Source organism: Aeromonas sp. R5-3, assembly GCF_040908225.1.
In the GTDB taxonomy this organism is placed as follows: Bacteria; Pseudomonadota; Gammaproteobacteria; order Enterobacterales; family Aeromonadaceae; genus Aeromonas; species Aeromonas dhakensis.
On the sequence record NZ_JBFODH010000012.1, the window covers coordinates 17417 to 43583 of the forward strand.

Genomic DNA, 26167 nt, shown 5'->3' on the forward strand with positions numbered 1-26167 from the left:
TCTTTTAACGTTGACGGTCTTGCGCACGAAGTTTGAGTTGTTTGGACTGGATATGCAGGCTGGCACGCACCAGCAATTCGCGGTCATCCTCGCGGATCCGCACATAGTCGAGCACCACCTGGGTGCCGTGCTCGCTCGGTTCCAGCTGCTTGACCTGGCCGTAGCAGTAGATGGCGGAGGCCTCTTCGCGCAGGAAGATCTTGAGCCGCACTATCTGGTGCAGGTGCGGTGCCTCGCCGTGGCCCTGGCGCGGGTGCAGATAGGTGAGCTGGCCGGCGCCAAAGCGCAGGGTGTGGAAGCGGTGCTCCGGGTGATCCTGCACCGACAGCACATAGCCCATGATCATGTCGATCTTGCGCGACTGCTGGTTGATGATCTCCACCAGATCGTGCATCGACTCACTCTGGTTGCGGAGCAGGCGACTGGTCACCATGTCGATGGAGGTGATGGAGGAGGCGATGCGAAAGGGTTCGGGCAGCTCGGCTTCCAGTGCCTCCAGCGAGGGCAGGTGAAAATCGCCGGGCATGGGGATCACATTGACCGGCGTGGCATGGGTGACACTGAAGAACTGTTCCTGCATGGAGGCTATCCCTTGTTGTCATAGACGGTTTCCCTTTATTATCCGGTATCTTATTTTGTTGGCAACGTAGATATCCTTGAAGACTGGACTTTTTCAGCCACTGTCGCTGGCCATCGGCCTGCGTTACGCAGGCTCGCGACGCAGCAATCGCTTCGTGTCATTTATCTCCCTGTTTTCCACTTTCGGCATTGCCATCGGGGTCGCGGCCCTGATGGTGGTCATCTCGGTGATGAACGGTTTTGAAGGGCAGCTCAAGGGGCGCATCCTCGGGGTGATCCCCCATGTGGTGGTGACCAGCCCGGCGGGGCGCATCGACGCCGCGCCGCAGGGGCTGCCGGACTTGGCCAAGTTGCCCCACGTGATCGCCCATGCCCCCATGCTCGACAGCGAAGGCATGTTGCAAAGCCCCGGTCAGCTCACCGGCGTGAGCGTGCAGGGCATCGATCCCGCCCAGTGGCCCAAGGATGACATCCTGCACGCCCAGATGCAGATGGGGCGTCTGGACAGCCTGCAAGCCGGCGAATACCACATAGTGCTGGGGCAGGGGGTGGCCAATCGTCTCAAGGTCTCCATGGGCGACCAGGTCCGTCTGATCCTGACCGAAGGCACCCGCTTCACCCCGTTTGGCCGGGTGCCGGCCCAGCGCCTCTTCACCGTCTCCGGCATCTTCGGGGTCGGCGCCGACGTGGACAGCCAGGTTGCCCTGATTGCGCTGGGAGATGCCCAGCGTCTGCTGCGCCTGCCTGCGGACAAGGTAGGCGGCATCCGCCTCTGGCTGGATGATCCCTTCGCCGCTGATCAGGTGGTGAAGACGGCGCTGCCTGACGGGCTAGAGTGGCAGGACTGGCGCCGCGAGCGCGGCGAGCTGTTCCAGGCGGTGGCCATGGAGAAGCGGATGATGGGTCTGATGCTGGTGCTGATCATCGCGGTCGCCACCTTCAACATCCTCTCCGCCCTGGTGATGGTGGTGACCGACAAGGAAGGGGAGGTCGCCATCCTGCGTACCATGGGCATGAGCGAGTCTGGCATCGTCAAGATCTTCATGGTGCTGGGGGCCTCCAGCGGCGTCATCGGCGCCCTGTTCGGGGGGCTGGCGGGGCTGGCACTCTCCATGGGGCTCAACCCCCTGCTCAATGCTGTGGGGCTCAACCTCTATATGACGGCCGGCGGCTCAGGCCTGCCGGTCATCGTCGAACCCGCCCAGGTCGTGACCATTTTGCTGGGCGCCGTGCTGCTCAGCTTCAGCGCCACCCTCTATCCGGCAGCCCGTGCGGCCCGGGTCAAACCGGCGGAGGCGCTGCGCTATGAATAATTCATCTTCTGTTGTTACTGGTGCAAGTGGAGCCCCCTTTATGAATCAATCCGTCTCCTGCGAGCCGCTGCTGCGCTGTCAGGCCCTCAACCATGTCTACAAAGAGGGCGATCTGGAGACCCAGGTACTCAAGGGCATCGATCTTAGCGTGGCGCCCGGCGAGATGCTGGCGGTGGTGGGCAGTTCGGGCTCCGGCAAGACCACCCTGCTGCACTTGATGGGGGCGCTCGACAACCCCTCCAGCGGCGCCGTGCTGTTCAAGGGGCAGGATATCCACCGCTGGGACAGCCGCACCCAGGCGAAGTTTCGCAACCAGGAGCTGGGGTTTGTCTACCAGTTCCACCACCTGCTCTCCGAATTCAGTGCGCTGGAAAATGCCGCCATGCCGCTGCTGATCGCCGGCGAGTCGGTGGCGAGCGCCACCGAGAAGGCGAGCAAGATGCTGGGGCGGGTGGGACTCTCCCATCGTCTCAACCACAGACCGTCCGAGCTCTCCGGTGGTGAGCGCCAGCGGGTGGCCATCGCCCGCGCCCTGGTCAACGAACCCAGCCTGGTGCTGGCGGACGAGCCCACCGGCAACCTGGATCACGCCAGCGCCACCGCCGTCTATGAGCTGCTCTGCGAGCTCAATCGTGAGCTCGGCACCGCGTTCGTGGTGGTGACCCACGACTTGAGCCTGGCGGCCAAGCTCCATCGCCGGGTGACCCTGGTGAGCGGCGTGATGGCGGAGGTCGCCTGATGTTCAAACCGCTGCCCCTGTTTCTGGGCCTGCGTTACAGCCGCTCCCGTCGTCGCAACGGCTTCATCGCCTTTATCTCCGCCTCCTCCCTCATCGGCATCGCCCTCGGGGTGATGGCGCTGATCCTGGGGCTCTCCGCCATGAACGGCTTTGAGCGGGAGCTCAAAAACCGGGTGCTCTCCGTGGTGCCCCACGGCGAGCTGATGGGGATGGAGGCGCCGCTCCCCAACTGGCCCAAACTGCGGGATTACCTGCTGGCACAGCCCGGGGTGGAGGCTGCCGCCCCGGTGATCCGGCTCGACGGCCTGCTGGAGCACGGCAGCGCCCTCAAGGGGCTGCAGGTGCGCGCCGTGCTGCCGGAGCTCGAGGCCAATCTCTCCGATGCGGGCAACTACATGACGGGGCGCGGCCTGCGCGAACTGCAAGCCGGCGAGCACGGTCTCATCCTCGGCAAGACCATCGCCGACAAGCTGGGGGTCAAGATAGGGGATACCGTCACCCTGCTGCTGCCTCAGGGGGGCGATGCCACCGGCATCAAGAATCCGAAGCGGGAGACCCTCAAGGTGGTGGGGCTGCTCGAGATCGGCGGCCAGCTCGATGGGGTGCTCGGCTTCATGCATCTGGCGGATGCCCAGGCCATCACCGGCATGGGTAGCGCGGTAGAGGGCTTCAGTCTCAAGGTGAACGACGTGCTCAAGGCGCAGTCCATCACGGTGGCGGCCGCCCAGAAGTTTCCGCACTACGTCTACATCAGCAGCTGGATGAGCCGCCAGGGCTATCTCTATCAGGACATCCAGATGGTGCGCACCGTGATGTACGTGGTGATGCTGATGGTGGTGGCGGTGGCCTGCTTCAACATCGTCTCCACCCTGGTGATGGCGGTGAACGAGAAGCGCAGCGAGATCGCCATCTTGAAGACCATGGGGGCGAGCCCGGGCCAGATCCGGCTCACCTTCGTCATTCAGGGGATGGTGAACGGGGTGGCAGGGGCTCTGCTCGGCGCCCTGCTGGGCGGCCTGCTCTCCAGCAAGCTGACCCAGATCCTGAGCGCCATTGAAGGGGTGATCGGCCACCGTTTCCTCAATCCGGACATCTACTTCATCGACTTTCTGCCGACCGAGCTGCACATGCAGGACTTGCTCATTGTGACCGGCGCCGCCATCCTGATGAGCCTGGTGGCGACCCTTTACCCCGCCTGGCGGGCGAGCGGGCTGGTGCCGTCGCGCGAGCTGGGGCACTGATACGCGGCATCTTGCCTGCTGATAAAAACGAAAGACCCGCCGGCGCAAACCGGCGGGTCTTTCTGTTTTGAGGGGAGCTGGCTGGTTTAATGGGCGTTGAGTTCATCGAGTGGCAGGGAGAAGCTCGCCACGAAGATGTCGATGAAGTAGCGCATCTCGTCGCTCATCCGGGCGGCCAGCATCTGCTCGAGGCGCTTGCGCGCCGGCTCGAACTCCCGGTTGCCGGCGTTGATCTCCTCCAGGCACTTGGTATAGGCGCAGAGAGTGTCGGCATCCTTCACCAACCTGGCCAGCTCGCCGTCCTGGGCACCCGAGTCCAGCAGCGGGCGAAAATCCTCCACCAGCTCCGGCGGCAACATGCCAAGCAGGCGCTGCTCGGCCGCCAACTCAATCTTCTTGTATTCGCGGGCAATCTCGGGATTGAAGTACTTGACCGGGGTGGGCAGATCGCCGGTCAGCACCTCGCTGCTGTCGTGATAAAGGGCCATCACGGCGGCGCGATCGGCATCCACACTGCCGCCAAAGAGCCGGTTTTTGATGAGGCCGAGGGCGTGGGCCACCATGGCCACCTGCAGGCTGTGCTCGGCGATGTTCTCGGGCTGGATGTTGCGCATCAGCGGCCAGCGGTAGATGAGTTTCATGCGGGCGAGATTGGCGAAGAAGTGGCTGGGCAGCATGGGGTACCTCAAGATGGCAATGAAAAAGGGCAGACCCTAGTCTGCCCTTTTTTGCGGTCGGCGGCATCGCCCTTAACGAATATAGCGACCGGATTCGGCTTCCTGATTGGTGACGATCATCTGGCCGATGGGGGCCAGGCTGATGAGTGCCAGCTTGAGGTGCTGAATGCCGAACGGGATGCCGATGATGGTGACGAAGCAGGCCAGCGCCGAGGCGATGTGGCCGATGGCCAGCCAGATCCCGATCAGCACGAACCAGATGATGTTGCCAATCAGCCCCATGGTGCCGGTGCCCATGTCGCTCAACCCCGCCATGGTCTTGCGGTTGACTGCCTGCTTGCCGAACGGGAAGAAGGTGAAGGTGCCGATGACGAAGCAGGCGCGTCCCCAGGGGATGCCGATGAGGGAGATGAAACAGAGCAGTCCGGCCAGCCACCAGGCCAGCCCCATGAAGACGCCTCCCAGTACGAACCAGAGCAGATTGAACAAGAAGCGGAAAAAGGCCATGTCGGTGACTCCAGACTTATCAAGATGGCTGCCACCATAACGAGCGATGGTCATGGACGCAATGGTTGAAGGGGCGGGGCGGACAATTTGGGTCGCAGCCTGCACGCCGTGGCCGGTCTGCCGGCTGATGAGCTGAAAAAGTAGGCTCTTGCACGAAAAAAGGTGAGCAAGTGCAAATTCTTGCAGTCTGCATCCTTGAAGTCGGGCTCGGTTTTCCCCATATAAGGGGCAGTTTTGCGCGAATTGTGCCATTGCCAGCCCGGTTTGGGGACGTGTGGCTCGACTCGATCAAAGTGCGCCGCTATAATGTCGCGTCATATTTTCTCATCACAAAGACAGTCGTTGTCTTTATAAACAGGAAGACTCCGGGCTTTGCCCAGGGGCAATAAAGGGTCAGCACGCAGTGCTGAGTTGAACGAGGTAGAAGAATGCAAGTTTCTGTAGAGACAACCCAGGGTCTGGAACGCCGTCTTACCATCACCGTACCGGCCGCTACCGTTGACGCCGCCGTGCGCAAAGAATTGAACGGCCTGGCCAAAACCCGTCGCATCGACGGTTTCCGTCCTGGCAAGGCTCCGGTTGCCATCATCAAGAAAATGTTCGGCGCCATGGCTCATGCTCGCGTTGCTGACGAAATGATGCAGAGCAACTTCATCAAGGCCATCATCGACAATAAACTGAGCCCGGCCGGTGCCCCGACCATGGATCCGAAAGAGATCAAAGAGGGTCAGGATTTCGAATTCACCGCCACTTTCGAAGTGTATCCGGAGTTCGAAGTTGCCGGTCTGGAGACCATCAAGGTCGAGAAGCCGGTTGCTACAGTGAAGGATGAAGATCTGGCCAACATGATCGACACCCTGCGCAAGCAGCACGCTACCTGGAGTGACGTGGACGCCGCCGCTGCCGATGGCATGCGTGTGACCATGGACTTCGTCGGTTCCATCGACGGTGAAGAGTTTGACGGCGGCAAGGCCGAAGGCTTCAACCTGGTACTGGGTGCCGGTCGCATGATCCCTGGCTTCGAAGACGCCATCATGGGCAAGAAAGCAGGCGACGAGTTCACCATCGACGTGACCTTCCCGGCTGACTACCACGCTGAAAACCTGAAAGGCAAAGCTGCCAAGTTCGCTTCCAAGCTGAACAAGGTGGAAGAGCAGATCCTGCCTGAGCTGACCGAAGAGTTCGTCAAGCGTTTCGGCATCGAGAGCGGCAGCGTTGAAGAGCTGAAAGCCGAAGTGCGCAAGAACATGGAGCGCGAACTGGCTCAAGCCCTGAAAAACAGTGTGAAAGAGCAGGTGCTGAACGGCCTGGTTGAAGCCAACCAGATCGATCTGCCGAAGGCTGCCGTTGCTCAGGAAATCGATGCCCTGCGTCAGCAGGCGCTGCAGCGTTTCGGCGGCTTCCAGGGCGGCAACGCACCTGAACTGCCGGCCGAACTGTTCCAGGCCCAGGCCGAGCGTCGTGTACGCGTAGGTCTGCTGCTGGGCGACGTGATCCGTACCAACGAGATCAAGGCTGATGAAGCGCGCGTCAACAGCATCATCGAATCCATGGCCACTGCCTACGAAGATCCGAAGGAAGTGATCGAGTACTACCAGAAGAACGAACAGATGCTGAACGGTGTTCGCAACCTGGCAGTTGAAGATCAAGCCATCGACCTGATCCTCTCCAAGGCCCAGGTGACCGAGAAGGAAGTTGCATTTGACGAAGTGATCAACAAGTCCGGTGCCGCTGCCTAAGAACATTTGACTTAAGGTCAAGACTGTTAAGTATAATGGCTCGTGTGATCTCCACTCGGGCCATTTTATTTTAGGGACAATGCCTTATGTACAAGAACTATAACGATGTGACTGAATCCCCACGCAATGCGCTCATCCCGATGGTGGTAGAGCAAACCGCGAAAGGGGAGCGTTCCTACGACATCTATTCTCGTCTGCTGAAGGAGCGGGTGATCTTCCTGACCGGTCAGGTTGAAGATCACATGGCGAATCTGGTGGTGGCTCAGCTGCTGTTCCTGGAGTCCGAAAATCCGGATCAGGACATCAGCATCTACATCAACTCTCCGGGTGGGGCCGTCACGGCCGGTATGTCCATTTATGACACCATGCAGTTCATCAAGCCGGACGTCAGCACTGTGTGCATGGGGCAGGCCTGCTCCATGGGCGCCTTCCTGCTGGCCGGTGGTGCCAAGGGCAAGCGTTTCTGCCTGCCCAATGCCCGGGTGATGATCCACCAGCCGCTTGGCGGTTTCCAGGGCCAGGCATCTGATATCCAGATCCACGCCCAGGAGATCCTGAAGATCAAGAATACCCTGAACGAGCGTCTTGCCTTCCATACCGGACAGGACATGGCCACCATCGAGCGTGACACCGACCGTGACAACTTCATGTCCGCCGAGCAGGCCGTGGCCTATGGTCTGGTTGATGGTGTCCTGAGCCGCCGCGGCTGAGCCACGAGCTAGCCCGTACCATCATTGAGGACATCATCTGATTTGGTGATGCCCTCAATCGGCAGATCAGGCATGGGCAGGGTGTTCCGGACTGTTGTAAACTCAACAGGACAATCCATCCTCTATTGATAAAACGAGGTTGCTGAATGACAGAAAAACGCAAGGGTGAGGGTGATAAGCTGCTCTACTGCTCTTTTTGCGGCAAAAGCCAGCATGAAGTGCGCAAGCTGATCGCTGGCCCTTCCGTCTACATATGTGATGAGTGCGTCGAGCTGTGCAACGACATCATCCGCGAGGAGATCCGCGAGATCTCGCCCAAGCGCGATGGTAGCGAGCTGCCGACCCCTCATGAAATCCGCGCTCATCTGGATGACTATGTGATCGGGCAGGAGTACGCCAAGAAGGTGCTGGCGGTAGCCGTCTACAACCACTACAAGCGGCTGCGCAGCGGCAGCGAGTCCGGTGGTGTGGAGCTGGGCAAATCCAACATCCTGCTGATCGGTCCGACCGGCAGCGGCAAGACCCTGCTGGCCGAAACCCTGGCTCGTCTGCTGGATGTGCCGTTCACCATGGCCGACGCCACCACATTGACCGAAGCCGGTTATGTGGGCGAGGACGTGGAGAACATCATCCAGAAGCTGCTGCAAAAGTGCGACTACGACGTGGAGAAGGCCCAGCGCGGCATCGTCTACATCGACGAGATCGACAAGATCTCCCGCAAGTCGGACAACCCCTCCATCACCCGCGACGTCTCCGGGGAAGGGGTGCAGCAGGCCCTGCTCAAGCTGATCGAAGGGACCATCGCTTCCGTGCCGCCGCAAGGTGGTCGCAAGCACCCGCAGCAGGAGTTCTTGCAGGTCGATACCTCCAAGATCCTGTTCATCTGCGGTGGCGCCTTCGCCGGTCTGGACAAGGTGATCGAGCAGCGCTCCGTCAAGGGCACCGGCATCGGCTTTGGTGCCGAGGTCAAGTCCAAGAGCGCCAAGGCGACCCTGAGCGAGAGCTTTGCCAAGGTGGAGCCGGAAGATCTGATCAAATACGGTCTGATCCCCGAGTTCATCGGTCGTCTGCCGGTGGTCGCGACCCTGACCGAGCTGGACGAGGCTGCCCTCATCCAGATCCTGAAAGAGCCGAAGAACGCGCTGACCAAGCAGTATGCCGCGCTGTTCGATCTGGAAGGGGTGGAGCTGGAGTTCCGTGACGACGCCTTGAACGCCATTGCCCGCAAGGCGATGGAGCGCAAAACCGGCGCTCGTGGGCTGCGTTCCATCGTGGAGGCCGTGCTGCTGGATACCATGTATGACCTGCCTTCTCTGGAAGGGGTCAGCAAGGTGGTGATCGACGAGACCGTGATCAAGGGGGACTCCGCGCCCTTGATGATCTACGAAAATCCCGAGACCCAGGCCGCCGCATCAGAGTAAATGTCTGATTTTTAATCAAATGAAAGGGGCTTTTTGCCCCTTTCATGCTTTTTGCGGTTTCGGCGATTGAATCTCATCTAAGCGCCCCCATATACTCAGCCAAGCGCTTTGCCAACGGTATAACAAGCCGAGAGGACATATATGAACCTAGAGCGTTCAGAACGCATCGAGATTCCCGTCCTGCCTCTTCGTGACGTGGTGGTTTATCCCCACATGGTCATTCCACTCTTTGTGGGGCGGGAAAAATCCATTCGCTGTCTGGAAGCGGCCATGGAGCAGGACAAGAAAGTTCTGCTGGTGGCCCAGAAGGATGCGTCAACCGATGAGCCGACGGTGGAGGAGATCTTCTCCGTCGGGACAGTGGCCAATATTCTGCAGATGCTCAAGCTGCCCGACGGCACCGTCAAGGTGCTGGTGGAAGGGGGCCAGCGTGCCCGTCTTGAGCGGATGATCGACGACCGGGACTTCTTCGTTGGCGAGGCGCAGTACATCGCCTCCAAGGCGATCGACGAGAAGGACCAGGACGTGCTGGTACGTTCTGCCATCGGTCAGTTTGAAGGTTACATCAAGCTCAACAAGAAGATCCCGCCCGAGGTGCTCACCTCGATTTCGGCGATCGACGATGCGGCGCGCCTGGCCGATACCATGGCTGCCCACATGCCGCTCAAGCTCGAAGACAAGCAGAAGGTACTGGAAATCGCCTCTGTGTCCGAGCGCATCGAGTTTCTGATGGCCATGATGGAGTCGGAGATCGACCTGCTGCAGGTCGAGAAGCGCATCCGCTCCCGGGTCAAGAAGCAGATGGAGAAGAGCCAGCGCGAGTACTATCTCAACGAGCAGATGAAGGCCATCCAGAAAGAGCTGGGTGAGCTGGAAGACAGTCCGGATGAGTTCGAGGCCCTCAATCGCAAGATTGAAGAGGCCGGCATGCCGGAAGATGCCCGTGAGAAGGCGCAGGCCGAGCTTGCCAAGCTGAAGATGATGTCCCCCATGTCGGCGGAAGCCACTGTGGTGCGCAGCTACGTGGACTGGATGGTGCAGGTGCCGTGGAAGGCGCGCTCCAAGGTCAAGAAAGACCTGGGCAAGGCGCAAGAGGTGCTGGATGCCGATCACTATGGCCTGGAGAAGGTCAAGGATCGCATCCTCGAGTATCTGGCGGTGCAGGCGCGGGTGAACAAGCTCAAGGGCCCCATCCTCTGTCTGGTTGGGCCTCCCGGTGTGGGCAAGACCTCGCTCGGTCAGTCCATCGCCAAGGCCACCGGTCGCAAATATGTGCGCATGGCGCTGGGCGGCGTGCGTGACGAGGCGGAGATCCGCGGTCATCGTCGTACCTACATCGGTTCCATGCCCGGCAAGCTCATCCAGAAGATGGCAAAAGTCGGTGTGAAGAACCCGCTGTTCCTGCTCGACGAGATCGACAAGATGAGCTCGGACATGCGCGGCGATCCCGCCTCCGCCCTGCTGGAAGTGCTGGATCCCGAGCAGAACAACAGCTTCAACGATCACTACCTGGAAGTGGATTATGACCTGTCGGACGTGATGTTCGTGGCCACTTCCAACTCCATGAACATTCCGGGTCCGCTGCTGGACCGGATGGAAGTGATCCGTCTGTCCGGTTACACCGAAGACGAGAAGCTCAACATCGCCAAGCAGCACCTGGTCTCCAAGCAGATCCAGCGCAACGGCCTGAAAGAGTCCGAGATCACCATCGAGGATTCCGCCCTGGTCGGGGTGATCCGCTACTACACCCGCGAGGCGGGGGTGCGTAGCCTGGAGCGCGAGATCTCCAAGATTTGTCGCAAAGCGGTCAAGCGCATCCTGCTGGACAAGAGCATCAAGCATGTTCAGGTCAATCAGGCCAACCTCAAGGAGTTCCTCGGGGTGCAGCGCTTTGACTACGGCAAGGCGACCGACCAGAACCAGGTGGGTCAGGTCTGTGGTCTGGCGTGGACCGAAGTGGGGGGCGATCTGCTCACCATCGAGACCACCAACATGCCAGGCAAGGGCAAGCTCACCTACACAGGTTCCCTCGGTGATGTGATGCAGGAGTCCATCCAGGCCGCCATGACGGTGGTGCGGGCTCGTGCCGAGAAGCTGCGCATCAATGCGGACTTCTACGAGAAGCGCGACATCCACGTGCACGTGCCGGAAGGGGCCACCCCCAAAGACGGTCCGAGCGCCGGTATCGCCATGTGTACCGCCCTGGTCTCCAGCTTGACCGGTAATCCGGTTCGTGCTGATGTGGCCATGACGGGGGAAATCACCCTGCGCGGCGAAGTGCTGCCCATCGGCGGTCTCAAAGAGAAGCTGCTGGCGGCTCATCGTGGTGGCATCAAGCGTGTGCTGATCCCGAAAGAGAACGAGCGGGACCTCGAGGAGATCCCGGACAACGTCAAACAAGACCTTGAAATTCATCCGGTTCGCTGGATTGATGAGGTGCTGGAACTGGCGTTGCAGGACAATCCGCAAGGGTTTGAGCGCGTTTCTGTCGTATAAATGTTGATGCGCCGCAAATTTGGCGCATTCGGGCGGTGGTTAAGGCTTGCATGCTCCGGATAACGGAAGTAGCCTTGACCACCGATCGGGAACTCATGATGAGTCGCAAGGCGTGATGTGGCGCGGGTTTGCGCCAGATTGTCACTTGCAACTGATCAGGAGGCTTGCTATAAAACCTCCACTTGTTGTGGCCAGGGAAATCGGCGCCGCAGCGATGTTCGATAAAAGGGGAATATAAGAGTGAATAAATCTCAACTGATTGACAAGATTGCAGACGGTGCTGATATCTCCAAAGCCGCTGCTGGCCGTGCGCTGGATGCTTTCATTGACGCCGTCGGTGAAGCTCTGAAAGAGGGTGACCAGGTTGCTCTGGTTGGTTTCGGTACTTTCGCCGTGCGCGAACGTGCTGCCCGTTCTGGCCGTAACCCGCAAACTGGCGCGACCATCGAAATCGCCGCTGGTAAAGTTCCTGCCTTCAAAGCCGGTAAGGCCCTGAAAGACGCGGTCAACTAAGCCGGGCGCTGATTCTACATCGGCTACCGTCCTTGGTCACAGACCAGACAAGTGAGAGGGCTCTCCCTCATACTGATTGACCAAGGCGCATCGCAATCGGTGCGCCTTTTCATTATTTACGCCCATCGAGTTCGGGAGCATAAGTACAAACATGATGTTGGATAAACTACGCGAAGGGGCGCAGGGCAAGGTGGCCAAGGTTATCTTGGGCCTGATCATCCTCTCCTTTGCCTTGGCCGGTGTAGGTAGCTATCTGAACGGTCCGGCCCGTACCGCCCCCGCCACCGTCAACGGCACGGATATCACTGCCGCGGCACTGGAAAATGCCTACCGCAACGAGCGCGCCCGCATGGAGTCCCAAATGGGGGAGTCCTTCAATCAGCTGGCCGCCAATCCCGATTACATGAAACAGTTCCGTCGCGGCGTACTGGACCGTCTGATCGATCAGGCCCTGTTTGACAGCAAGGCCCGTGAACTGGGTCTGCGGGTCAGCGATGAGCAGATCAAGCAGGCCATCGTAGCCATGCCCGAGTTTGCCGAAGAGGGCAAGTTCAACAATGATCGCTACCTGCAGCTGATCCGCCGTGCCGGCATGACCCCCGAGATGTTCCGTGACTCCCTGCGCCAGGACATGGTGCGTCAGCAACTGATGGGCGCCCTGCTGGGCACCGAATTTGCGCTCAAGGGGGAAGCCGAGCAACTGGACAAGCTCTACAACCAGACTCGCGATCTGCGTCTGGTGCGTCTGGCCGCTTCCGCCTATCTGGGGGACGTGAAAGTCTCCGATGAAGAGGTAGAGCAGTACTACAAGGCCAACAGCAACCGCTTCATGAACGACGAGCAGGTCAAGGTCGACTATCTGCTGCTGGACGCCGCCACCCTTGGCAAAGACTTCAAGGTGAGCGAGCAGGATGCCCAGGACTACTACGATCAGCACCAGGATCTGTTCCAGCGTGCCGAGCGTCGTCATGTGGCTCATATCCTGATCCCGTTTGGCAAGGACGAGAAAGCCGCCGAGCAGAAGGCTGAGGCCGTATTGGCGAAAGCCAAGGCGGGCGACGACTTCGCCGCCCTGGCCAAGGCCGACTCCTCCGATACCTTCTCCGCCAAGAAGGGCGGCGAGCTGGACTGGTTCGAGAAAGGGGTGATGGATCCGGCCTTCGAGAAGGCGGCCTTTGCCCTGGCCAAGGCCGGCGATCTCTCCGCCGTCGTCAAGAGCCCGTTCGGCTTCCACGTCATCAAGCTGCTGGGGGTTGAATCGGCCCAGACCAAGCCGTTTGCCGATGTGAAGGCAGAGACCATCAGCCGTCTGCAGAGCGACAAGGCCAAGGAGCTGTTCTTTGCCGAGCAGCAGAAGATGGCCGACAGCAGCTTCGAAAACCCGGACTCGCTGGACTTGACCGCCGAGACCATGGGCCTCAAGGTGCAGTCCACCGGTTACTTCAGCCAGGCTGATGCACCGGCACCGCTCAACGATCCCAAGGCGCTCTCTGCGGCCTTCTCCGAGCAGCTGCGCGATGACAACACCAACTCCGACGTGATCGAGCTGGCTGACGGCAAGGCGCTGGTGATGCACATCACCGGTCACCAGCCGAAAGCGGCCAAGCCGCTGGCGGAGGTGAAAGATCAGGTGATTGCCGCCATCAAGCACGACAAGGCCAGTGAAGTGGCCCGTGGCAAGGCGCAGGGTCTGCTGGACAAGCTCAAGGCCGGTGAGAACATCCAGCCTGAGCTGACTGCACTGGGTCTGAAGGTGGAGAACCACGATGGCGTCGCCCGTTTCGCCCAGGATCTGGATCAGAATCTGGTGGCACAGGCCTTCCGCATGCCTCATCCGGCCGATGGCAAGCCGAGCGTCGAGCTGGTGACCGAAGCCAATGGCGACCGCGTGGTGGTGGCCCTGGACAAGGTGACCGTCGCCAAGGAGCCGTCCGGCATGGCCAAGCTGCTGCAAGGCCAGCTGGGTCAGGGCAAGGCTCAGGTGAGCTACAAGTCTCTCATCGACGAGCTGCGCAAGTCTGCCAAGATCGAGTACTTCACCGACGTGGAAGCCACGGTCGAATAAGTCGAACCGATCCCAGTCGATATGAGAACGGCCCCTTGATGGGGCCGTTTTTTTATCTGCGCGCGGCAGAAGGGGCGGGATGTGCTGCCCCTTCTGGCCGAAGACCAGCTGCCAGGCCGAAGATGAGCTGCGAGAGCCAAACCCTTGGCTCTTCTGGTCTGCATCCCAAGAGGGAGTCTTGCCAACAGGCATAAAAAAACCGGCACTCAGGTGCCGGTTTTTATTGACGGGATGTGCGGGCAGGGGGTTATACCACGCCCTGGGTACGCAGGTAATCCTCGTAGGTACCGCCGAAGTCGCGGATCCCGTTCTCGGTCAGCTCCAGGATGCGAGTCGCCAGGGAGGAGACGAACTCACGGTCGTGGGAGACGAAGATCAGGGTGCCCTTGTACATCTCCAGCGCCAGGTTCAAGGATTCGATGGATTCCATGTCCAGGTGGTTGGTCGGTTCATCCATGATCAGGATGTTGGGGCGCTGCATCATCAGCTTGCCGAACAGCATGCGGCCCTGTTCACCACCGGAGAGTACCTTGACCGGCTTCTTGATGTCGTCCTGAGAGAACAGCAGACGGCCCAGCACGGAGCGTACGGCCTGCTCGTCTTCGTTCTCCTGTTTCCACTGGGCCATCCAGTCGAACACGTTGAGGTCGGTGTCGAAGTCCTCGGCGTGATCCTGGGCGTAGTAGCCGATCTGGGCGTTTTCAGACCACTTGATGGTGCCGGTATCCGGTGCCAGTGCCCCAACGAGGGTCTTGATCAGGGTGGATTTACCGATCCCGTTGGTACCCAGAATGGCGACCTTCTCGCCCACTTCCAGCATCATGTTGAGCCCCTTGAACAGGGGACCGTCGCCATAACCCTTGGAAACGCCTTCGATCTCCAGGATGTTGCGGTAGAGCTTCTTCTCCTGCTCGAAGCGGATGAAGGGGTTCTGGCGGCTGGAGACCTTCACTTCCTCAATCTTGATCTTGTCGATCTGCTTGAGGCGAGAGGTGGCCTGGCTGGACTTGGAGGCGTTGGCGCTGAAACGGGAGACGAAGGATTGCAGATCGGCGATCTGGGCCTTCTTCTTGGCGTTGTCGGCCAGCAGCCGCTCACGGGCTTGGGTAGCGGCGGTCATGTACTCGTCGTAGTTGCCCGGGTAGACGCGCAGCTCGCCGTAGTCCAGATCCGCCATGTGGGTGCAGACGGAGTTCAGGAAGTGACGGTCGTGAGAGATGATGAGCATGGTGCTCTCGCGATCGTTGAGCACCTGTTCCAGCCAGCGAATGGTGTTGATGTCCAGGTTGTTGGTCGGTTCGTCCAGCAGCAGGATGTCGGGGTTGGAGAACAGCGCCTGTGCCAGCAGCACCCGCAGTTTCCAGCCCGGCGCCACTTCGCTCATCGGGCCGTTGTGCTGCTCGATGGGAATGCCGGCACCCAGCAGCAGCTCGCCTGCGCGCGCTTCGGCGGTATAGCCGTCATACTCGGCGACCAGGCCTTCCAGCTCGGCGGCCTTCATGTAGTCGTCGTCGGTCGCTTCCAGGTTGGCGTAGATGGCGTCGCGCTCGGCGATGGCGGCCCACAGCTCGGTGTGACCCATCATGACCACGTCCAGTACGCGCATCTCTTCGTAGGCGAACTGATCCTGACGCAGCTTACCGATCCGCTCGTTGACGTCCAGGCTCACATTACCGCCAGTGGGCTCCAGATCGCCGCCGAGGATCTTCATGAAGGTGGACTTGCCACAGCCGTTGGCGCCGATGAGGCCGTAGCGGTTGCCGCCGCCAAACTTGACGCTGATGTTCTCAAACAGCGGCTTGGCGCCGAACTGCATGGTGATGTTGTTGCTTGAAAGCACTGGAATGTCCCGGTTGATCTGTCAAATGGCGCGCATTATGGCACAGATCCCCCGAAAGTTTTAGCAAGAACTGTGATCCGGGTCTATTGCAGGGGGGATTTGGATGGTGGTGCTGGGCACTCGCGCACCCTAGCGGCCATGGCCGCGTCGTTCGGACAGCAATGGGCGCTAACCGTAGCCTGTCGACATGAAAAAAGCCGGCCCTGAGGCCGGCTTGCAACTGTCAATGGAAGGCTCAGTGGGAGCTGGCGCTGGCGGCGCCAAGCCCGGTCTGGGAGCGAACGAACTGCGGGAAGAACTTGGCGTGCTCGTCGGCAGCATTTTGTGACTTGTCGGTCACCGAGAAGAACCAGATCCCGACAAACGCCAGCCCCATGGAGAAGAGGGCGGGGTACTCGTAGGGGAAGATGGCCTGGGCGTGACCCAGCACCTTCACCCACACGGTCGGGCCCAGGATCATCAGGCTGACTGCGCTCACCAGTCCCAGCCAGCCGCCATAGACGGCGCCGCGGGTGGTCAGGCGTGACCAGAACATGGAGAGGAACAGCACCGGGAAGTTGCAGCTGGCGGCGATGGAGAAGGCCAGTCCCACCATGAAGGCGATGTTCTGCTTCTCGAACAGGATGCCCAGCCCGATGGCGACCACTCCCAGCACTATGGTGGTTAGCTTGGAGACGCGCAGCTCGTCGGCTTCGTTGGCCTTGCCCTTCTTGATGACGCTGGCGTAGAGGTCGTGGGAGACCGCAGAGGCACCGGCCAGGGTCAGCCCGGCCACCACCGCCAGTATGGTGGCAAACGCCACGGCGGAGATGAAGCCCAGGAACAGGCTGCCACCTACCGCATCGGCCAGGTGAATGGCGGCCATGTTGGTGCCGCCCAGCAGGGCGCCGGTGGCATCCTTGAAATCCGGGTTGGTGCTGACCAGCAGGATGGCGCCAAAGCCGATGATGAAGGTGAGGATGTAGAAGTAGCCGATGAAGCCGGTGGCATAGAACACCGACTTGCGGGCCTCTTTGGCGTCACTCACGGTGAAGAAGCGCATCAGGATGTGGGGCAGGCCGGCGGTACCGAACATCAGGGCCAGACCCAGCGAGATGGCGGAGATGGGATCGGCGACCAGGCCACCCGGGCTCATGATGGCGCTCCCTTTCTCGTGCACCTTGACCGCTTCACTGAACAGGGTGCCGATGTCGAAGTTGACCGACTTCATCACCATGATGGCCATGAAGCTGGCACCTGAGAGCAGCATCACTGCCTTGATGATCTGCACCCAGGTGGTGGCCAGCATGCCGCCAAACAGTACGTAGAGCACCATCAGAATGCCGACCAGCACCACGGCCACATGGTATTGCAGGCCGAACAGCAGCTCGATGAGCTTGCCGGCACCGACCATCTGGGCGATCAGGTAGAGGGCGACCACCACCAGCGAGCCGCTGGCGGAGAGGGTGCGCACCTCGGTCTGCTTGAGGCGATAGGAGGCCACGTCGGCAAAGGTGTACTTGCCGAGGTTGCGCAGCCGTTCGGCGATCAGGAACAGGATGATGGGCCAGCCCACCAGAAAGCCGATGGAGTAGATGAGACCGTCGTAGCCGGAGGTGTAGACCAGCGCCGAGATGCCGAGGAAGGAGGCGGCAGACATGTAGTCACCGGCAATGGCCAGACCGTTCTGGAAGCCGGTGATGCGCCCGCCGGCGGCGTAGTAGTCGGCAGCCGAGCGGTTGCGCTTGGAGGCCCAGTAGGTGATGAACAGGGTCGCCGCCACGAAGACCACGAACATGATGATGGCCGGGATGTTGAGGGGCTGGCGATGCACTTCGCCGGTCAGCGCATCGGCTGCCATCAGGGGGAACGATGCCAGCAGGGCCGGCAGCAGCAGAAACTTGCCTTTCATGATTTCACTCCCTTGAGGATCTTCTGGTTCAGTTCGTCAAACTCGCCGTTGGCCCGAAACACGTAGACACCGGTCAGCACGAAGGCGGACAGGATGAGACCTATTCCGACCGGGATGCCGCGGGTGACGGAAGATCCTTCGCTCAAGGGGGTGCCAAGCCAGCCGGGGGCAAAGGCGATGAGCAGGATGAACGCCAGGTAGAGCCCCAGCATCAGGATGGAGAGGGTCCAGGCGAAGCGCTGGCGCTTGGCGACCAGCGCCTGGAAGTTGGGATCTTGCTGGATCCGAAGATACGGTTGCTGTTCCATTGCAGTGCTCCATGACGTTGAGTGTCAGCGGTGGATGAGGGAGTTCCCTACCGGGCAGCCTAAGCCGCCCATGTAACCAAAATGTGAATCAAATGTTATTTGTGGACAATTAGACTTTGGGATAAGCCAGTGGCCCGCCCTGATGCAAGCGCAGGAAGATGAGGCCCGCGGTGATGGCGTCGCTGAGGGCGTCGTGGGCGGGCAGGGGGGGAAGCGCCAGATGGCGGCAGATCGCCGCGAGATGAAGATCGATGACGGCCTCAGGATAGCGGCGATAGAGCTGATCGTGGTAAAGCCGGCTCACTTCTATGCCCCGCTGCACCAGGGTCAGCCCCCACAACTTGCGGCAGGCCAGGTTGAGGATGCGCAGATCATAGGCGATGTGATACCCCACCAGTTCACGGGGGCCGATGAAGGCAAGCAGCTGATGCAGCGCGGCTTCCAGCGGCATGCCCTGTTGCAGATCCTGATGGCGCAGACCGTGGATCACCACCGACTCGGCGGTGAGGTTGTCGGGTGGCAACACCCGCAGGGAGAGCGCTCCACCGGTCAGCAGCCGGTTGCCCCGAATGCGCACCGCCCCGATGGCGACGATCTCGGCCCGGTCGGGATCCAGGCTGGTGGTCTCGAAGTCGAGGGCCACCCACTCGTCGGCCGGGGGGGCGGCAAAGAGCGGCGCGAACGCCGAGGTGTGAAAGCGGCGGCCAAGCCAGTGACGACGCAGGCGGCTCAACACGCTATTGTCTCAGACGAAAGTGCAAGGTGAGCCACTGCTGGAATTTCTTCACCTGATGCAGCGCCTGGCGCAGCAGGTCCCGCTCGCCATGGCTGAGTTCATTGACCTGCACCCGGCTCTCCCCCTCCTTGAGCTGGCTGCGCAACCTGAGCCGCACGAACAGTCTGAACGCCTCCGCCAGATCGGCGCCAAAGCTGGCGCTGAGCCGCTCTGCCGTCACCAGCGCCTCGATCCGCCCCAGGGTGGAGGTCTCCAGGATGGTAGCTTCCAGCGCCAGCATGCGGATGCCGTGCACCAGCGGGAAGAGGCCGCCACGTTTCAGATCCAGCCCCTCCGGTGCCCGTTCCAGCCGGCCAAACAGGGTGAGGGGGGTGTGAAAGGCGACCGCCGGTCGCACCATCTCCGCCAGCAGATCTCCCCGCTCGGCCAGCTGCTCGCGCAACTTGCGGGCAACGGGGGGAAGGAGGGCGCGATCGCCGGCGATGGGGTGGGCGTCGGCCAGGGTGGCCAGCCAGAGCAGATCCTCTTCCCTGGCTTCGACACAGGCCCGCTCGATCTCCTGCAGCCAGCCGTCGAGGGGTTTGACCCAGGCGGGGTTGTTGACCATCACCCGGCCGGGGCAGGGTGGGTAGCCGAGCCTGGCCAGCAGCTCGCTGAAGGCGGCCAGATCCGCCTGTTGGGTGGGCCAGGACAGGTCGGCGGGCAGGATCAGGGCATTGTCCTGATCGGTTTTGAGGATCTGCTCGCCGCGCCCCTCCGAGCCCAGCATCAGCAGGCAGACCCGCTCCTGCACCTCGGGCGGGATCACCAGCGCGAAGGCCTTGGCGATCAGCTGCTCGTTGATGGTGGCGATGAGCTTCATCAAGAAGGCGGTGTGGATCCCCTGGGCGAACAGGGAGCGGGTCAGCTGCTGCTGTTCACGGGCCACCGCTTCCAGTGCTGGCAGAGTGTCGGCACGGGCGATGCGCAGGGTCAGCACGTGGGAGTGGGTGGAGAAGAGGCCGAGCACCTGGGTCAGGTGTAGGAGCCCCGCCACCTCCTGTCCCTGCCAGACAACCAGCCGCTTGATGCGGTGGCGGGTCATCAGCAACAGGGCATCGAACAGATAGCTGCCCTGGGCCAGACCGATCAGCGGGGTGGGGGTCAGCACTGCCAGCGGCGCCGTCAGCGGCAATCCCTTGAGGGTCAGGGCGTGCAGCAGGGTCTTGCGGGTTGCCAGGCTCAGGCTGCCGTCCGTGGCGGGGTAGAGCAGGCAGTCGGTGCTCCTGGCCACCATGGCTTCGGTGGCGGCCAGGAGCGACAGGCGGCTGTCGACGATGAGCGCCGGCTGCAGATGGCCGGGCTCGATGCGGGTCAGGATGAACTCCGCCAGATTCTTCTGGCCCAGCTGGGCGCGCTGCTCCTGCAGTTGCTGCCGCTGTGCCAGGCTGGCGGTGAAGTAGCGGGCGAAGGCGTCGTTGCCTTCACACAAGGCCAGGAAGGTATCGCGGGGGATCAGCTGGCAGAGCAGATCTTCCAGCGCGTTGAACTGGTGGCGACAGTGGCCGTCGAACTGGGCGCGCACGTCGAACATGTCCCCCTCGCCGTAGTCGCCGAACTGATGGTGGGGGGTCGACTCCTCCACCGCCCCCTTGATGACGAGGTAGAGGCCGGGCGGGGCGTCGCCGGCCTTGAGCACAGCTTGGCCGGCGCGAAAATAGCAGATGGAGAGGTGCTGCTCGAGCCGTTGACGTTCCTCTGCGGTCAAGCAGTCAAACGGCGGGCGGGCAAAGTTGAACAGGCTGGTCATGGCAATCCTTGGCCGGTGGCGTCAAATCAGTCTGACAAAGCGGCGTGCTGCCGGCCAGCCGACTTTAGTCGCACGGCCAGCCGATCCCATGGGCCGCTGTACCTGATGATAACACTCTGATAACGTGGTGGTATGACCAGTGTGAGCTCAGGAGAGGACAGGGGAAAATGGAAAAACCAAGGGTCAAATGCGAGATCCGGGACGGCATCGCCGAGGTGATGCTGGCGCGGGGCGACAAGCTCAATGCGCTGGACAGGGCCATGTTCAGCGCCATCGACGGAGTACTCGACCAGCTGCGCCAGTACAAGGGGTTGCGGGCGGTGATCCTGCACGGGGAGGGACGGGCCTTTTGCGCCGGGCTGGATGTGAAATCCATGCTCAAGCAGCCGGTGGCGGCGCTCGAGATCCTGAAACGCGAGGCGGACGAAGCCACCAACCTGGCCCAGCGGGTGGCCTATGGCTGGCATCAGCTGCCGGTGCCGGTGATCGCCGTGACCCAGGGGGTCTGCTTTGGCGGCGGGTTGCAGATCGCCCTTGGCGCCGACTTTCGCTTCAGCACCCCCGATTGCCGCTTCTCGGTGATGGAGATCAAGTGGGGCATCATCCCAGACATGAGCGGCAGCGTCACCCTGCGCAACCTGATGGGGGTGGATACCGCCATGGAGCTGGCCATGAGCGGGCGCGAGCTGGCGGCTCCGGAGGCCAAGTCTCTCGGGCTGGTGAGCCGGGTCTGCGACGATCCGCTGGCCCAGGCGCGGGAGTTTGCGAGGACCCTCATCACCAAGTCGCCCGATGCGCTGGCGGGGATCAAGCAGCTCTACAACCAGGCCTGGGCCCGCAGCGACGAGGCGATGCTCAAAGAAGAGACCCGGTTGCAAAAGCAGATCCTGGGACGCCCCAATCAGTGGCGCGCCACCCTCAACAGCCTGTTTCGCTGGCGTCTGCCGTTCGGGCCGCGCCGCAATCCGCTCTGACAGGTAGGGATGAAAAATGAAATAGCATCGGCCTTGGTACCAAGGCCATTAGGCCCCTAGCCTCTGAGCAAACTGTTCAGGCTTCATTTCTTCATTCTCAGGCTGGGTTAGAGGCCAGGCGCGCCGTGGCTGGCTAGGAAGCTGAAAAACGTGGCGTTCAGGCCGTCAGCCTGTTCGTACTTGGGGTGCTTGTGAACATGGAGAGACCCAGCGGCTTGCAGGTGTCGATGACCTGGCCCTATGTTGCTGTGGCTCAACCAGTTGCTGTGGCTCAACCAGGATGCCACCCTGTTTCGGCGCAAGTACTTCCTCAATGGCGCCCACATGGGCTTCATCTTCTACGCCACCGACCCGAACATGGACGATGACACCGAGGAGGAGATGAAGGAGATGATTGCGCAGCAAGGGGGTGGGGAACTTCCGCTCCATGTTCGTCAACATCCCGGACGGCAAGTCCGATGGCATCAAGCTTATTCCGGTGGGGGATATTGCCACCAAGGACGAGTTTGCGGCTATCAAGGGGATCACCGCTCAGGATGTATTGACCAGCCACCGCTTCCCGGCGGCGCTGGCCGGTATCATCCCGACCAATGGTGGGGGAGGGCTCGGGGATCCCGAGAAGTACGATGCGACCTATGCCCGCAACGAGGTGTTGCCGCTGTGCGAGCTTATCCAAGATGCCATCAACAGCGCGGGACTCCCTCGCTCCCTCTGGGTCGATTTTCGGGAGAATATCGGTTGAACTGTATAAACAAACAGTGTTTACTGTGGCAAGATAGGCTGTTGATTTGGATAGAAAAGGGGGCGTAATGCGGGTTTATTGCAAAGTGTGTGGCCAGCGGGGCCGCATTACTAAAACCAACCGACTGAGCGATGATGTCTCGGAGCTCTACTGTCAGTGCACCGACGCAGAGTGTGGCCACAGCTGGGTGGCCACCTTATCGTTCGCCCACACCCTAAGCCCCTCGGCCAAGACCACGAACCAGCTGGTACTCAGCATGATGGGTTCGCTCACACCAGAGGAGCGGCAGCTGATACTCAAAGGACTGGGGGCGCAATAGCGCCCCCTCCTCGGCTGCCCGCTTTATGTGTGGAAAACCATGCAGGTGAACGACTGGGGTAGAGTATCTGTTCCCCGCACCAGCATTAGCCGCATGATGGAATCTTGCAAAACAGTCTGTAATAAAGACATAAGCGTCAACCTGCTTTCAAGTTGTAATGGTTTGCATATAGAAAAATCAGGGGGGCCACTGTATGAAAAAATCTAGATCATCCTTTACAAAAGGATATGATACAATAAAACAATTTTATTTTTCCTTGATGCTTGCTTGGGTTGTATTCTAAATGTATAGAGAATCTCATTCTAGGGAATTTAGAAATGATATAAATGGTCTTCGGGCATGGTCTGTCCTTGCTGTTGTATTATATCATTTTAATGTGCCAGGGTTTCAGGGGGGGTTTGTTGGTGTAGATATTTTTTTTGTGATCTCCGGTTTCTTGATGGCAGGGATTGTTATTCCTAAAGTAGCTTTAAATCGATTTTCTATTTTTGATTTTTATTTTCGTAGAGGATTGAAGATTGTTCCACCTCTAATTTTTATTGTTATAAGTGTTTTGTTGTATGGCTGGTTTTTCTTGCCATCATCTGAGTATTCTTTTGTAGGAAGGCAGGCGTTATCCGCAGTTTTATTTGTTTCAAACTTTTTATTTTATAATGAGGTTGGGTATTTTGAAGCACTGGCACATGAAAAGTGGCTTTTGCATACGTGGTCTTTATCTGTTGAGTGGCAGTTTTATTTAATTTTCCCCATTGTTATTATGGCGATATTTAGATTTGGTAGCCAGAAGATATTGGTTTCAGTATTGCTCATATTGTTTACCTTATCTTTTTATTTATCATTCTCTTATACAGAAAGTGAACCGCAATATGCATTCTATTTGTTACCAACTCGAGCTTGGGAACTATTGGCTGGTGTGGGAATATGGGTCTTCATGCAGGGGAGGCGCTTTTCAAAAAGAACTTCTATATGTCTTGAATTGCTAGGTTTATTCTTAATGGTTGTCTTTATTTATACATTCAATTCAAGCTATGCTTGGCCTGGTGGTTATGCACTGTTACCAATTGCAGGTGGGGGATTGGTAATTGTGGCCAACAGAATGGATTCATGGCTCACAAATAATTATTTGTTTCAAAAAATAGGTGAAAGCTCTTATTCTATTTATCTTATTCATTGGCCAATAATGATATTGTTTGCTTTGCACAGTAAATATGATAGTGCTTATGTTACAGCAATGGCTGTGTTGTTATCATTAGTGGTGGGCTTTGGTATATATTACATCTTAGAGCGAAACGTCAGAGTTCTAGGGCGTGAGTTATCGCAGGGATTTATGACTTTGATGCTTGGTGTCCCTGCTATTGTTATTGTGTTATTCACAACTTTCTGTATTTATACAAATGGCATTGATCAACGCTTCAGAACATTTTCAGATGAAATTAATTATGTTGAGAAGTATAGTAGAGACAAATATTTAACTGGTGAACTTTATCATGAATATCGTTCAGAATGTAATTTCTTTGATGACAGAGAAAAATTTATAGCTAAGCCCGCGATTAGCAATGAGTGTTATGATAAAAAAGGAAAATCAAAGACATTAATGCTATGGGGGGATTCACATGCTCAGGCATTAAGCCATGGTATAAGAAGTCATTTACGTGATGACACAGGTTTTATCCAGATCGCATCTTCTGCTTGTGCTCCTCATATTGGTGTTGCGCCGGGACTTTCGGGTGAATTTAGTCTTGCGTGCGAACGCTCTAACAATATGGCATGGGACGTAATAAAAAAATCAACCCCTGATGTAGTTGTGATGGCTCAGAGGTGGATGCATGAACAAAATGATTACGTTGGTATAGTAGCGAAATTAAAACAATTTGGAGTCAAAAAAATAATAATAATAGGGCCTGTTCCTCAATGGAAAATAGCGCTTTCCAACATCATTGCGTTAAGACATTTTGATGATAATGAAACATCGTTTAATGATAAGGCTATTGATGTAGATATATTGAACACTAACCGCCTGATGCGTGGTTTAAATTATGATGACTCCATAGTTAGGTATGTGTCAATTATTGATTCTTTATGTAAAGGTGATAAATGCTTGGCAAAAGTAGATGGTAATAACACCCCCTTATCATGGGACTATGGTCATCTAACACTCGAAGGTTCTGATTATGTTGTATCTAAGGTTATTATTTCAAACGGTGGGTTGAATGAATATCTGAAGTAAATAATTATTTCTAAGCGGTATAGAGTCGGGTTAGGGAGGTGTACCCCCTCCCTTTACTCACATATAATTTGATATATTCTCGTTGTAGTTCACGGAATTTTGTCTGTGCAGAATAGCTCTAAGATATTATACTCATCAACCAAAACGCTACGCCAGCTATGATTCTTTTAACTGATTCCATACATCGCTTTTTAGGTGGTCACATTACTACATGGTGTATTGGTGGTTTGTATGCTGGGTTTATCCGCTCGGTAGCCTCGGGGTTGATGATATTCAGTGGGAATACCCGGGTGTTATATAGAATATGCGGTCTATGGATGGTGCCGTTCTGATCGATGTTTAGTGGCACTAGGCCATCCACCACGCCTAGCTTGCCCAGGTGGCGCCCATCGGCGGAGAGCTGCGGGAGTATCGACTTGTGGATTTTCTTGCAACTTTGATGGCTTGAGGCACAGGTAGTTAGATCTACATGCTCTGGCCAGTAGAGCCGGTTCATCATGGCGATAGCCACACCTCTAATATGCTGTGTTTGTTCTTGCAACCACTCAAGCATCAATTCCTGTGGCCATGCCGGTGTGTCGTCAATCTGGGCCCCATCCGATAAATCTGGTTTTCCAGTACATCATATTGTGGCGCCGTAAGCGGTTTGTAGGTGTGCGATGCATCAGGCAATTCGCCCTGCAGGGCTTTCAGCATGGAAAAAGATCAGTCACACGCTACCTCGATCATCAGTTCGTCAAACAGTGGACTTTCCACTTCGTGTCGGTCTGCCCAGTCTGTACAGATCTAGTTATCACCTGACACCGGCCTCAAACCGGTGTCTTGTTTACGCTACTTTAGAGCGCACTTCCTTCGGTATCAATTTCAGTCCCTTTTTGAACATGCTGTAGGGGGTCTGACCCTCCATCATCCTGCTCTGATGTGGTCGCTGGTTGTTGTAGTGCTCCAGATAGCTATCCAGGTCTGTCTGCATCTGCTCCACCGACTCATACCAGGTTGTCTTCCCTTTGATACGGAAGTGTTCATCCAACAGGGTTCGATGCAGCCGTTCGATAACGCCGTTGCTCTGTGGCCTGCGTACCTTGGTGGTCCGGTGCTCAATCCCCTCCAGTTGCAGGAACAGCTCGTAGGGATGATGGTCAGGGCGCCCGCAGAACTCGCGTCCGTTATCCGATAGGATGGTGTAGACCCGCGCCTCGTGAGCCTCGAAGAACGGCAACACAGTTTCATTGAGCACATGGACCGAGGTCACCGGCAGCTTGCTGGTGTAGAGCCGCCCCCAGGCGTGGCGGCTGTAGCAGTCCAGCACGGTTTGCAGATACACCTTGCCAACCCCCTTGA

Annotated in this window: 21 protein-coding genes and 1 pseudogene; 13 read left to right on the top strand and 9 right to left on the bottom strand. The window is 58.4% G+C overall.

The window, feature by feature from the left end:
• Positions 1-4: 4 nt before the first annotated feature.
• Complete coding sequence (locus AB5Y95_RS05685) at positions 5-580, bottom strand: hypothetical protein (RefSeq protein WP_010633791.1); 576 nt, start codon at positions 578-580, stop codon at positions 5-7.
• Positions 581-656: 76 nt separating this feature from the next.
• Here AB5Y95_RS05685 and AB5Y95_RS05690 point away from each other — a divergent pair, with 76 nt between their 5' ends.
• Genes AB5Y95_RS05690 through lolE form a run of 3 tightly spaced genes read left to right on the top strand, consistent with a single transcriptional unit; the run spans position 657 to position 3872 of the window.
• Entirely contained in the window at positions 657-1892 is a 1236-nt protein-coding gene (locus AB5Y95_RS05690; protein WP_337079527.1) for a lipoprotein-releasing ABC transporter permease subunit, read from the top strand.
• 40 nt (positions 1893-1932) lie between these two features.
• On the top strand, positions 1933-2631 hold the full coding sequence (lolD, locus tag AB5Y95_RS05695) for a lipoprotein-releasing ABC transporter ATP-binding protein LolD (RefSeq protein WP_005301532.1): 699 nt from the start codon (positions 1933-1935) through the stop codon (positions 2629-2631).
• Positions 2631-3872, top strand: a complete 1242-nt coding sequence (lolE, locus tag AB5Y95_RS05700; RefSeq protein ID WP_005301531.1) for a lipoprotein-releasing ABC transporter permease subunit LolE — start codon at positions 2631-2633, stop codon at positions 3870-3872. The genes lolD and lolE overlap by 1 nt, the downstream gene beginning before the upstream one ends.
• 86 nt (positions 3873-3958) lie before the next feature.
• On the opposite strand, the gene yfbR is transcribed toward lolE, so the two are convergent.
• Positions 3959-4549, bottom strand: coding sequence for a 5'-deoxynucleotidase (gene yfbR / locus AB5Y95_RS05705; protein ID WP_010633794.1), 591 nt, complete (start codon positions 4547-4549; stop codon positions 3959-3961).
• Positions 4550-4621: 72 nt separating this feature from the next.
• The gene (locus AB5Y95_RS05710; protein WP_368159928.1) at positions 4622-5056 is read right to left on the bottom strand and encodes a YccF domain-containing protein; all 435 of its coding nucleotides are present in this window, start codon (positions 5054-5056) and stop codon (positions 4622-4624) included.
• Positions 5057-5484: 428 nt separating this feature from the next.
• Between AB5Y95_RS05710 and tig the strand changes: the two genes are divergently transcribed.
• The 6 genes from tig to ppiD all read left to right on the top strand — a co-directional run bounded on the left by tig (position 5485) and on the right by ppiD (position 14000).
• Positions 5485-6795 (top strand): trigger factor, encoded by a 1311-nt coding sequence (tig, locus tag AB5Y95_RS05715; RefSeq protein WP_368159930.1) that lies wholly within the window; start codon positions 5485-5487, stop codon positions 6793-6795.
• Positions 6796-6881: 86 nt separating this feature from the next.
• A complete protein-coding gene (clpP, locus tag AB5Y95_RS05720) occupies positions 6882-7505 on the top strand; it encodes an ATP-dependent Clp endopeptidase proteolytic subunit ClpP (RefSeq protein WP_005301526.1) in 624 nt (207 codons plus the stop codon).
• Between the two features lie 146 nt (positions 7506-7651).
• Complete coding sequence (gene clpX / locus AB5Y95_RS05725; RefSeq protein ID WP_368159932.1) at positions 7652-8926, top strand: ATP-dependent protease ATP-binding subunit ClpX; 1275 nt, start codon at positions 7652-7654, stop codon at positions 8924-8926.
• A 141-nt stretch (positions 8927-9067) separates the two neighbouring features.
• On the top strand, positions 9068-11422 hold the full coding sequence (gene lon / locus AB5Y95_RS05730; protein WP_005301522.1) for an endopeptidase La: 2355 nt from the start codon (positions 9068-9070) through the stop codon (positions 11420-11422).
• 240 nt (positions 11423-11662) lie between these two features.
• Positions 11663-11935, top strand: a complete 273-nt coding sequence (hupB, locus tag AB5Y95_RS05735; protein WP_005315375.1) for a nucleoid-associated protein HU-beta — start codon at positions 11663-11665, stop codon at positions 11933-11935.
• Positions 11936-12086: 151 nt separating this feature from the next.
• A complete protein-coding gene (ppiD, locus tag AB5Y95_RS05740; RefSeq protein ID WP_368159935.1) occupies positions 12087-14000 on the top strand; it encodes a peptidylprolyl isomerase in 1914 nt (637 codons plus the stop codon).
• A 247-nt stretch (positions 14001-14247) separates the two neighbouring features.
• On the opposite strand, the gene AB5Y95_RS05745 is transcribed toward ppiD, so the two are convergent.
• From AB5Y95_RS05745 to AB5Y95_RS05765, 5 genes are all read right to left on the bottom strand, one after another.
• Positions 14248-15840 carry an ABC-F family ATPase gene (locus AB5Y95_RS05745; protein WP_368159937.1) on the bottom strand — a complete coding sequence of 531 codons (1593 nt, stop codon included), beginning with the start codon at positions 15838-15840 and terminating at the stop codon, positions 14248-14250.
• Between the two features lie 235 nt (positions 15841-16075).
• On the bottom strand, positions 16076-17731 hold the full coding sequence (locus AB5Y95_RS05750; RefSeq protein WP_368159940.1) for a cation acetate symporter: 1656 nt from the start codon (positions 17729-17731) through the stop codon (positions 16076-16078).
• Positions 17728-18039, bottom strand: a complete 312-nt coding sequence (locus tag AB5Y95_RS05755; protein WP_010633800.1) for a DUF485 domain-containing protein — start codon at positions 18037-18039, stop codon at positions 17728-17730. The genes AB5Y95_RS05750 and AB5Y95_RS05755 overlap by 4 nt, the downstream gene beginning before the upstream one ends.
• Positions 18040-18148: 109 nt before the next feature.
• The gene (locus tag AB5Y95_RS05760) at positions 18149-18775 is read right to left on the bottom strand and encodes a 3'-5' exonuclease (protein ID WP_368159943.1); all 627 of its coding nucleotides are present in this window, start codon (positions 18773-18775) and stop codon (positions 18149-18151) included.
• Between the two features lies 1 nt (position 18776).
• Complete coding sequence (locus AB5Y95_RS05765) at positions 18777-20564, bottom strand: putative nucleotidyltransferase substrate binding domain-containing protein (RefSeq protein WP_368159945.1); 1788 nt, start codon at positions 20562-20564, stop codon at positions 18777-18779.
• 167 nt (positions 20565-20731) lie between these two features.
• On the opposite strand from AB5Y95_RS05765, the gene AB5Y95_RS05770 reads away from it, so the two are divergent.
• The 4 genes and pseudogenes from AB5Y95_RS05770 (at position 20732) to AB5Y95_RS05785 (ending at position 24826) form a co-directional block, all read left to right on the top strand.
• Complete coding sequence (locus AB5Y95_RS05770; RefSeq protein WP_368159946.1) at positions 20732-21538, top strand: crotonase/enoyl-CoA hydratase family protein; 807 nt, start codon at positions 20732-20734, stop codon at positions 21536-21538.
• A 270-nt stretch (positions 21539-21808) separates the two neighbouring features.
• Positions 21809-22280: pseudogene (locus AB5Y95_RS05775) on the top strand (phage portal protein); the annotation flags it as partial.
• Positions 22281-22347: 67 nt separating this feature from the next.
• Positions 22348-22599: an ogr/Delta-like zinc finger family protein gene (locus AB5Y95_RS05780; protein ID WP_244366440.1), complete on the top strand. Its 252-nt coding sequence runs from the start codon at positions 22348-22350 to the stop codon at positions 22597-22599.
• Between the two features lie 283 nt (positions 22600-22882).
• Entirely contained in the window at positions 22883-24826 is a 1944-nt protein-coding gene (locus AB5Y95_RS05785) for an acyltransferase family protein (RefSeq protein ID WP_368159949.1), read from the top strand.
• 826 nt (positions 24827-25652) lie between these two features.
• On the opposite strand, the gene AB5Y95_RS05790 is transcribed toward AB5Y95_RS05785, so the two are convergent.
• Positions 25653-26167: integrase core domain-containing protein (locus AB5Y95_RS05790; protein ID WP_368159951.1), on the bottom strand; the 515-nt coding region annotated here is incomplete at its 5' end.

What these genes read in the sequence shown, in the direction of transcription:
- tig (WP_368159930.1), top strand. Translation starts at nt 5,485, where the DNA reads ATGCAAGTTTCTGTAGAGACAACCCAGGGTCTGGAACGCCGTCTTACC.
- AB5Y95_RS05750 (WP_368159940.1), bottom strand. Translation starts at nt 17,731, where the DNA reads ATGAAAGGCAAGTTTCTGCTGCTGCCGGCCCTGCTGGCATCGTTCCCC.
- AB5Y95_RS05785 (WP_368159949.1), top strand. Translation starts at nt 22,883, where the DNA reads ATGTATAGAGAATCTCATTCTAGGGAATTTAGAAATGATATAAATGGT.
- lolD (WP_005301532.1), top strand. Translation starts at nt 1,933, where the DNA reads ATGAATCAATCCGTCTCCTGCGAGCCGCTGCTGCGCTGTCAGGCCCTC.
- AB5Y95_RS05685 (WP_010633791.1), bottom strand. Translation starts at nt 580, where the DNA reads ATGCAGGAACAGTTCTTCAGTGTCACCCATGCCACGCCGGTCAATGTG.
- clpX (WP_368159932.1), top strand. Translation starts at nt 7,652, where the DNA reads ATGACAGAAAAACGCAAGGGTGAGGGTGATAAGCTGCTCTACTGCTCT.
- AB5Y95_RS05710 (WP_368159928.1), bottom strand. Translation starts at nt 5,056, where the DNA reads ATGGCCTTTTTCCGCTTCTTGTTCAATCTGCTCTGGTTCGTACTGGGA.
- yfbR (WP_010633794.1), bottom strand. Translation starts at nt 4,549, where the DNA reads ATGCTGCCCAGCCACTTCTTCGCCAATCTCGCCCGCATGAAACTCATC.
- AB5Y95_RS05755 (WP_010633800.1), bottom strand. Translation starts at nt 18,039, where the DNA reads ATGGAACAGCAACCGTATCTTCGGATCCAGCAAGATCCCAACTTCCAG.
- AB5Y95_RS05765 (WP_368159945.1), bottom strand. Translation starts at nt 20,564, where the DNA reads ATGACCAGCCTGTTCAACTTTGCCCGCCCGCCGTTTGACTGCTTGACC.
- AB5Y95_RS05780 (WP_244366440.1), top strand. Translation starts at nt 22,348, where the DNA reads ATGCGGGTTTATTGCAAAGTGTGTGGCCAGCGGGGCCGCATTACTAAA.
- ppiD (WP_368159935.1), top strand. Translation starts at nt 12,087, where the DNA reads ATGATGTTGGATAAACTACGCGAAGGGGCGCAGGGCAAGGTGGCCAAG.
- lolE (WP_005301531.1), top strand. Translation starts at nt 2,631, where the DNA reads ATGTTCAAACCGCTGCCCCTGTTTCTGGGCCTGCGTTACAGCCGCTCC.
- clpP (WP_005301526.1), top strand. Translation starts at nt 6,882, where the DNA reads ATGTACAAGAACTATAACGATGTGACTGAATCCCCACGCAATGCGCTC.
- lon (WP_005301522.1), top strand. Translation starts at nt 9,068, where the DNA reads ATGAACCTAGAGCGTTCAGAACGCATCGAGATTCCCGTCCTGCCTCTT.
- AB5Y95_RS05770 (WP_368159946.1), top strand. Translation starts at nt 20,732, where the DNA reads ATGGAAAAACCAAGGGTCAAATGCGAGATCCGGGACGGCATCGCCGAG.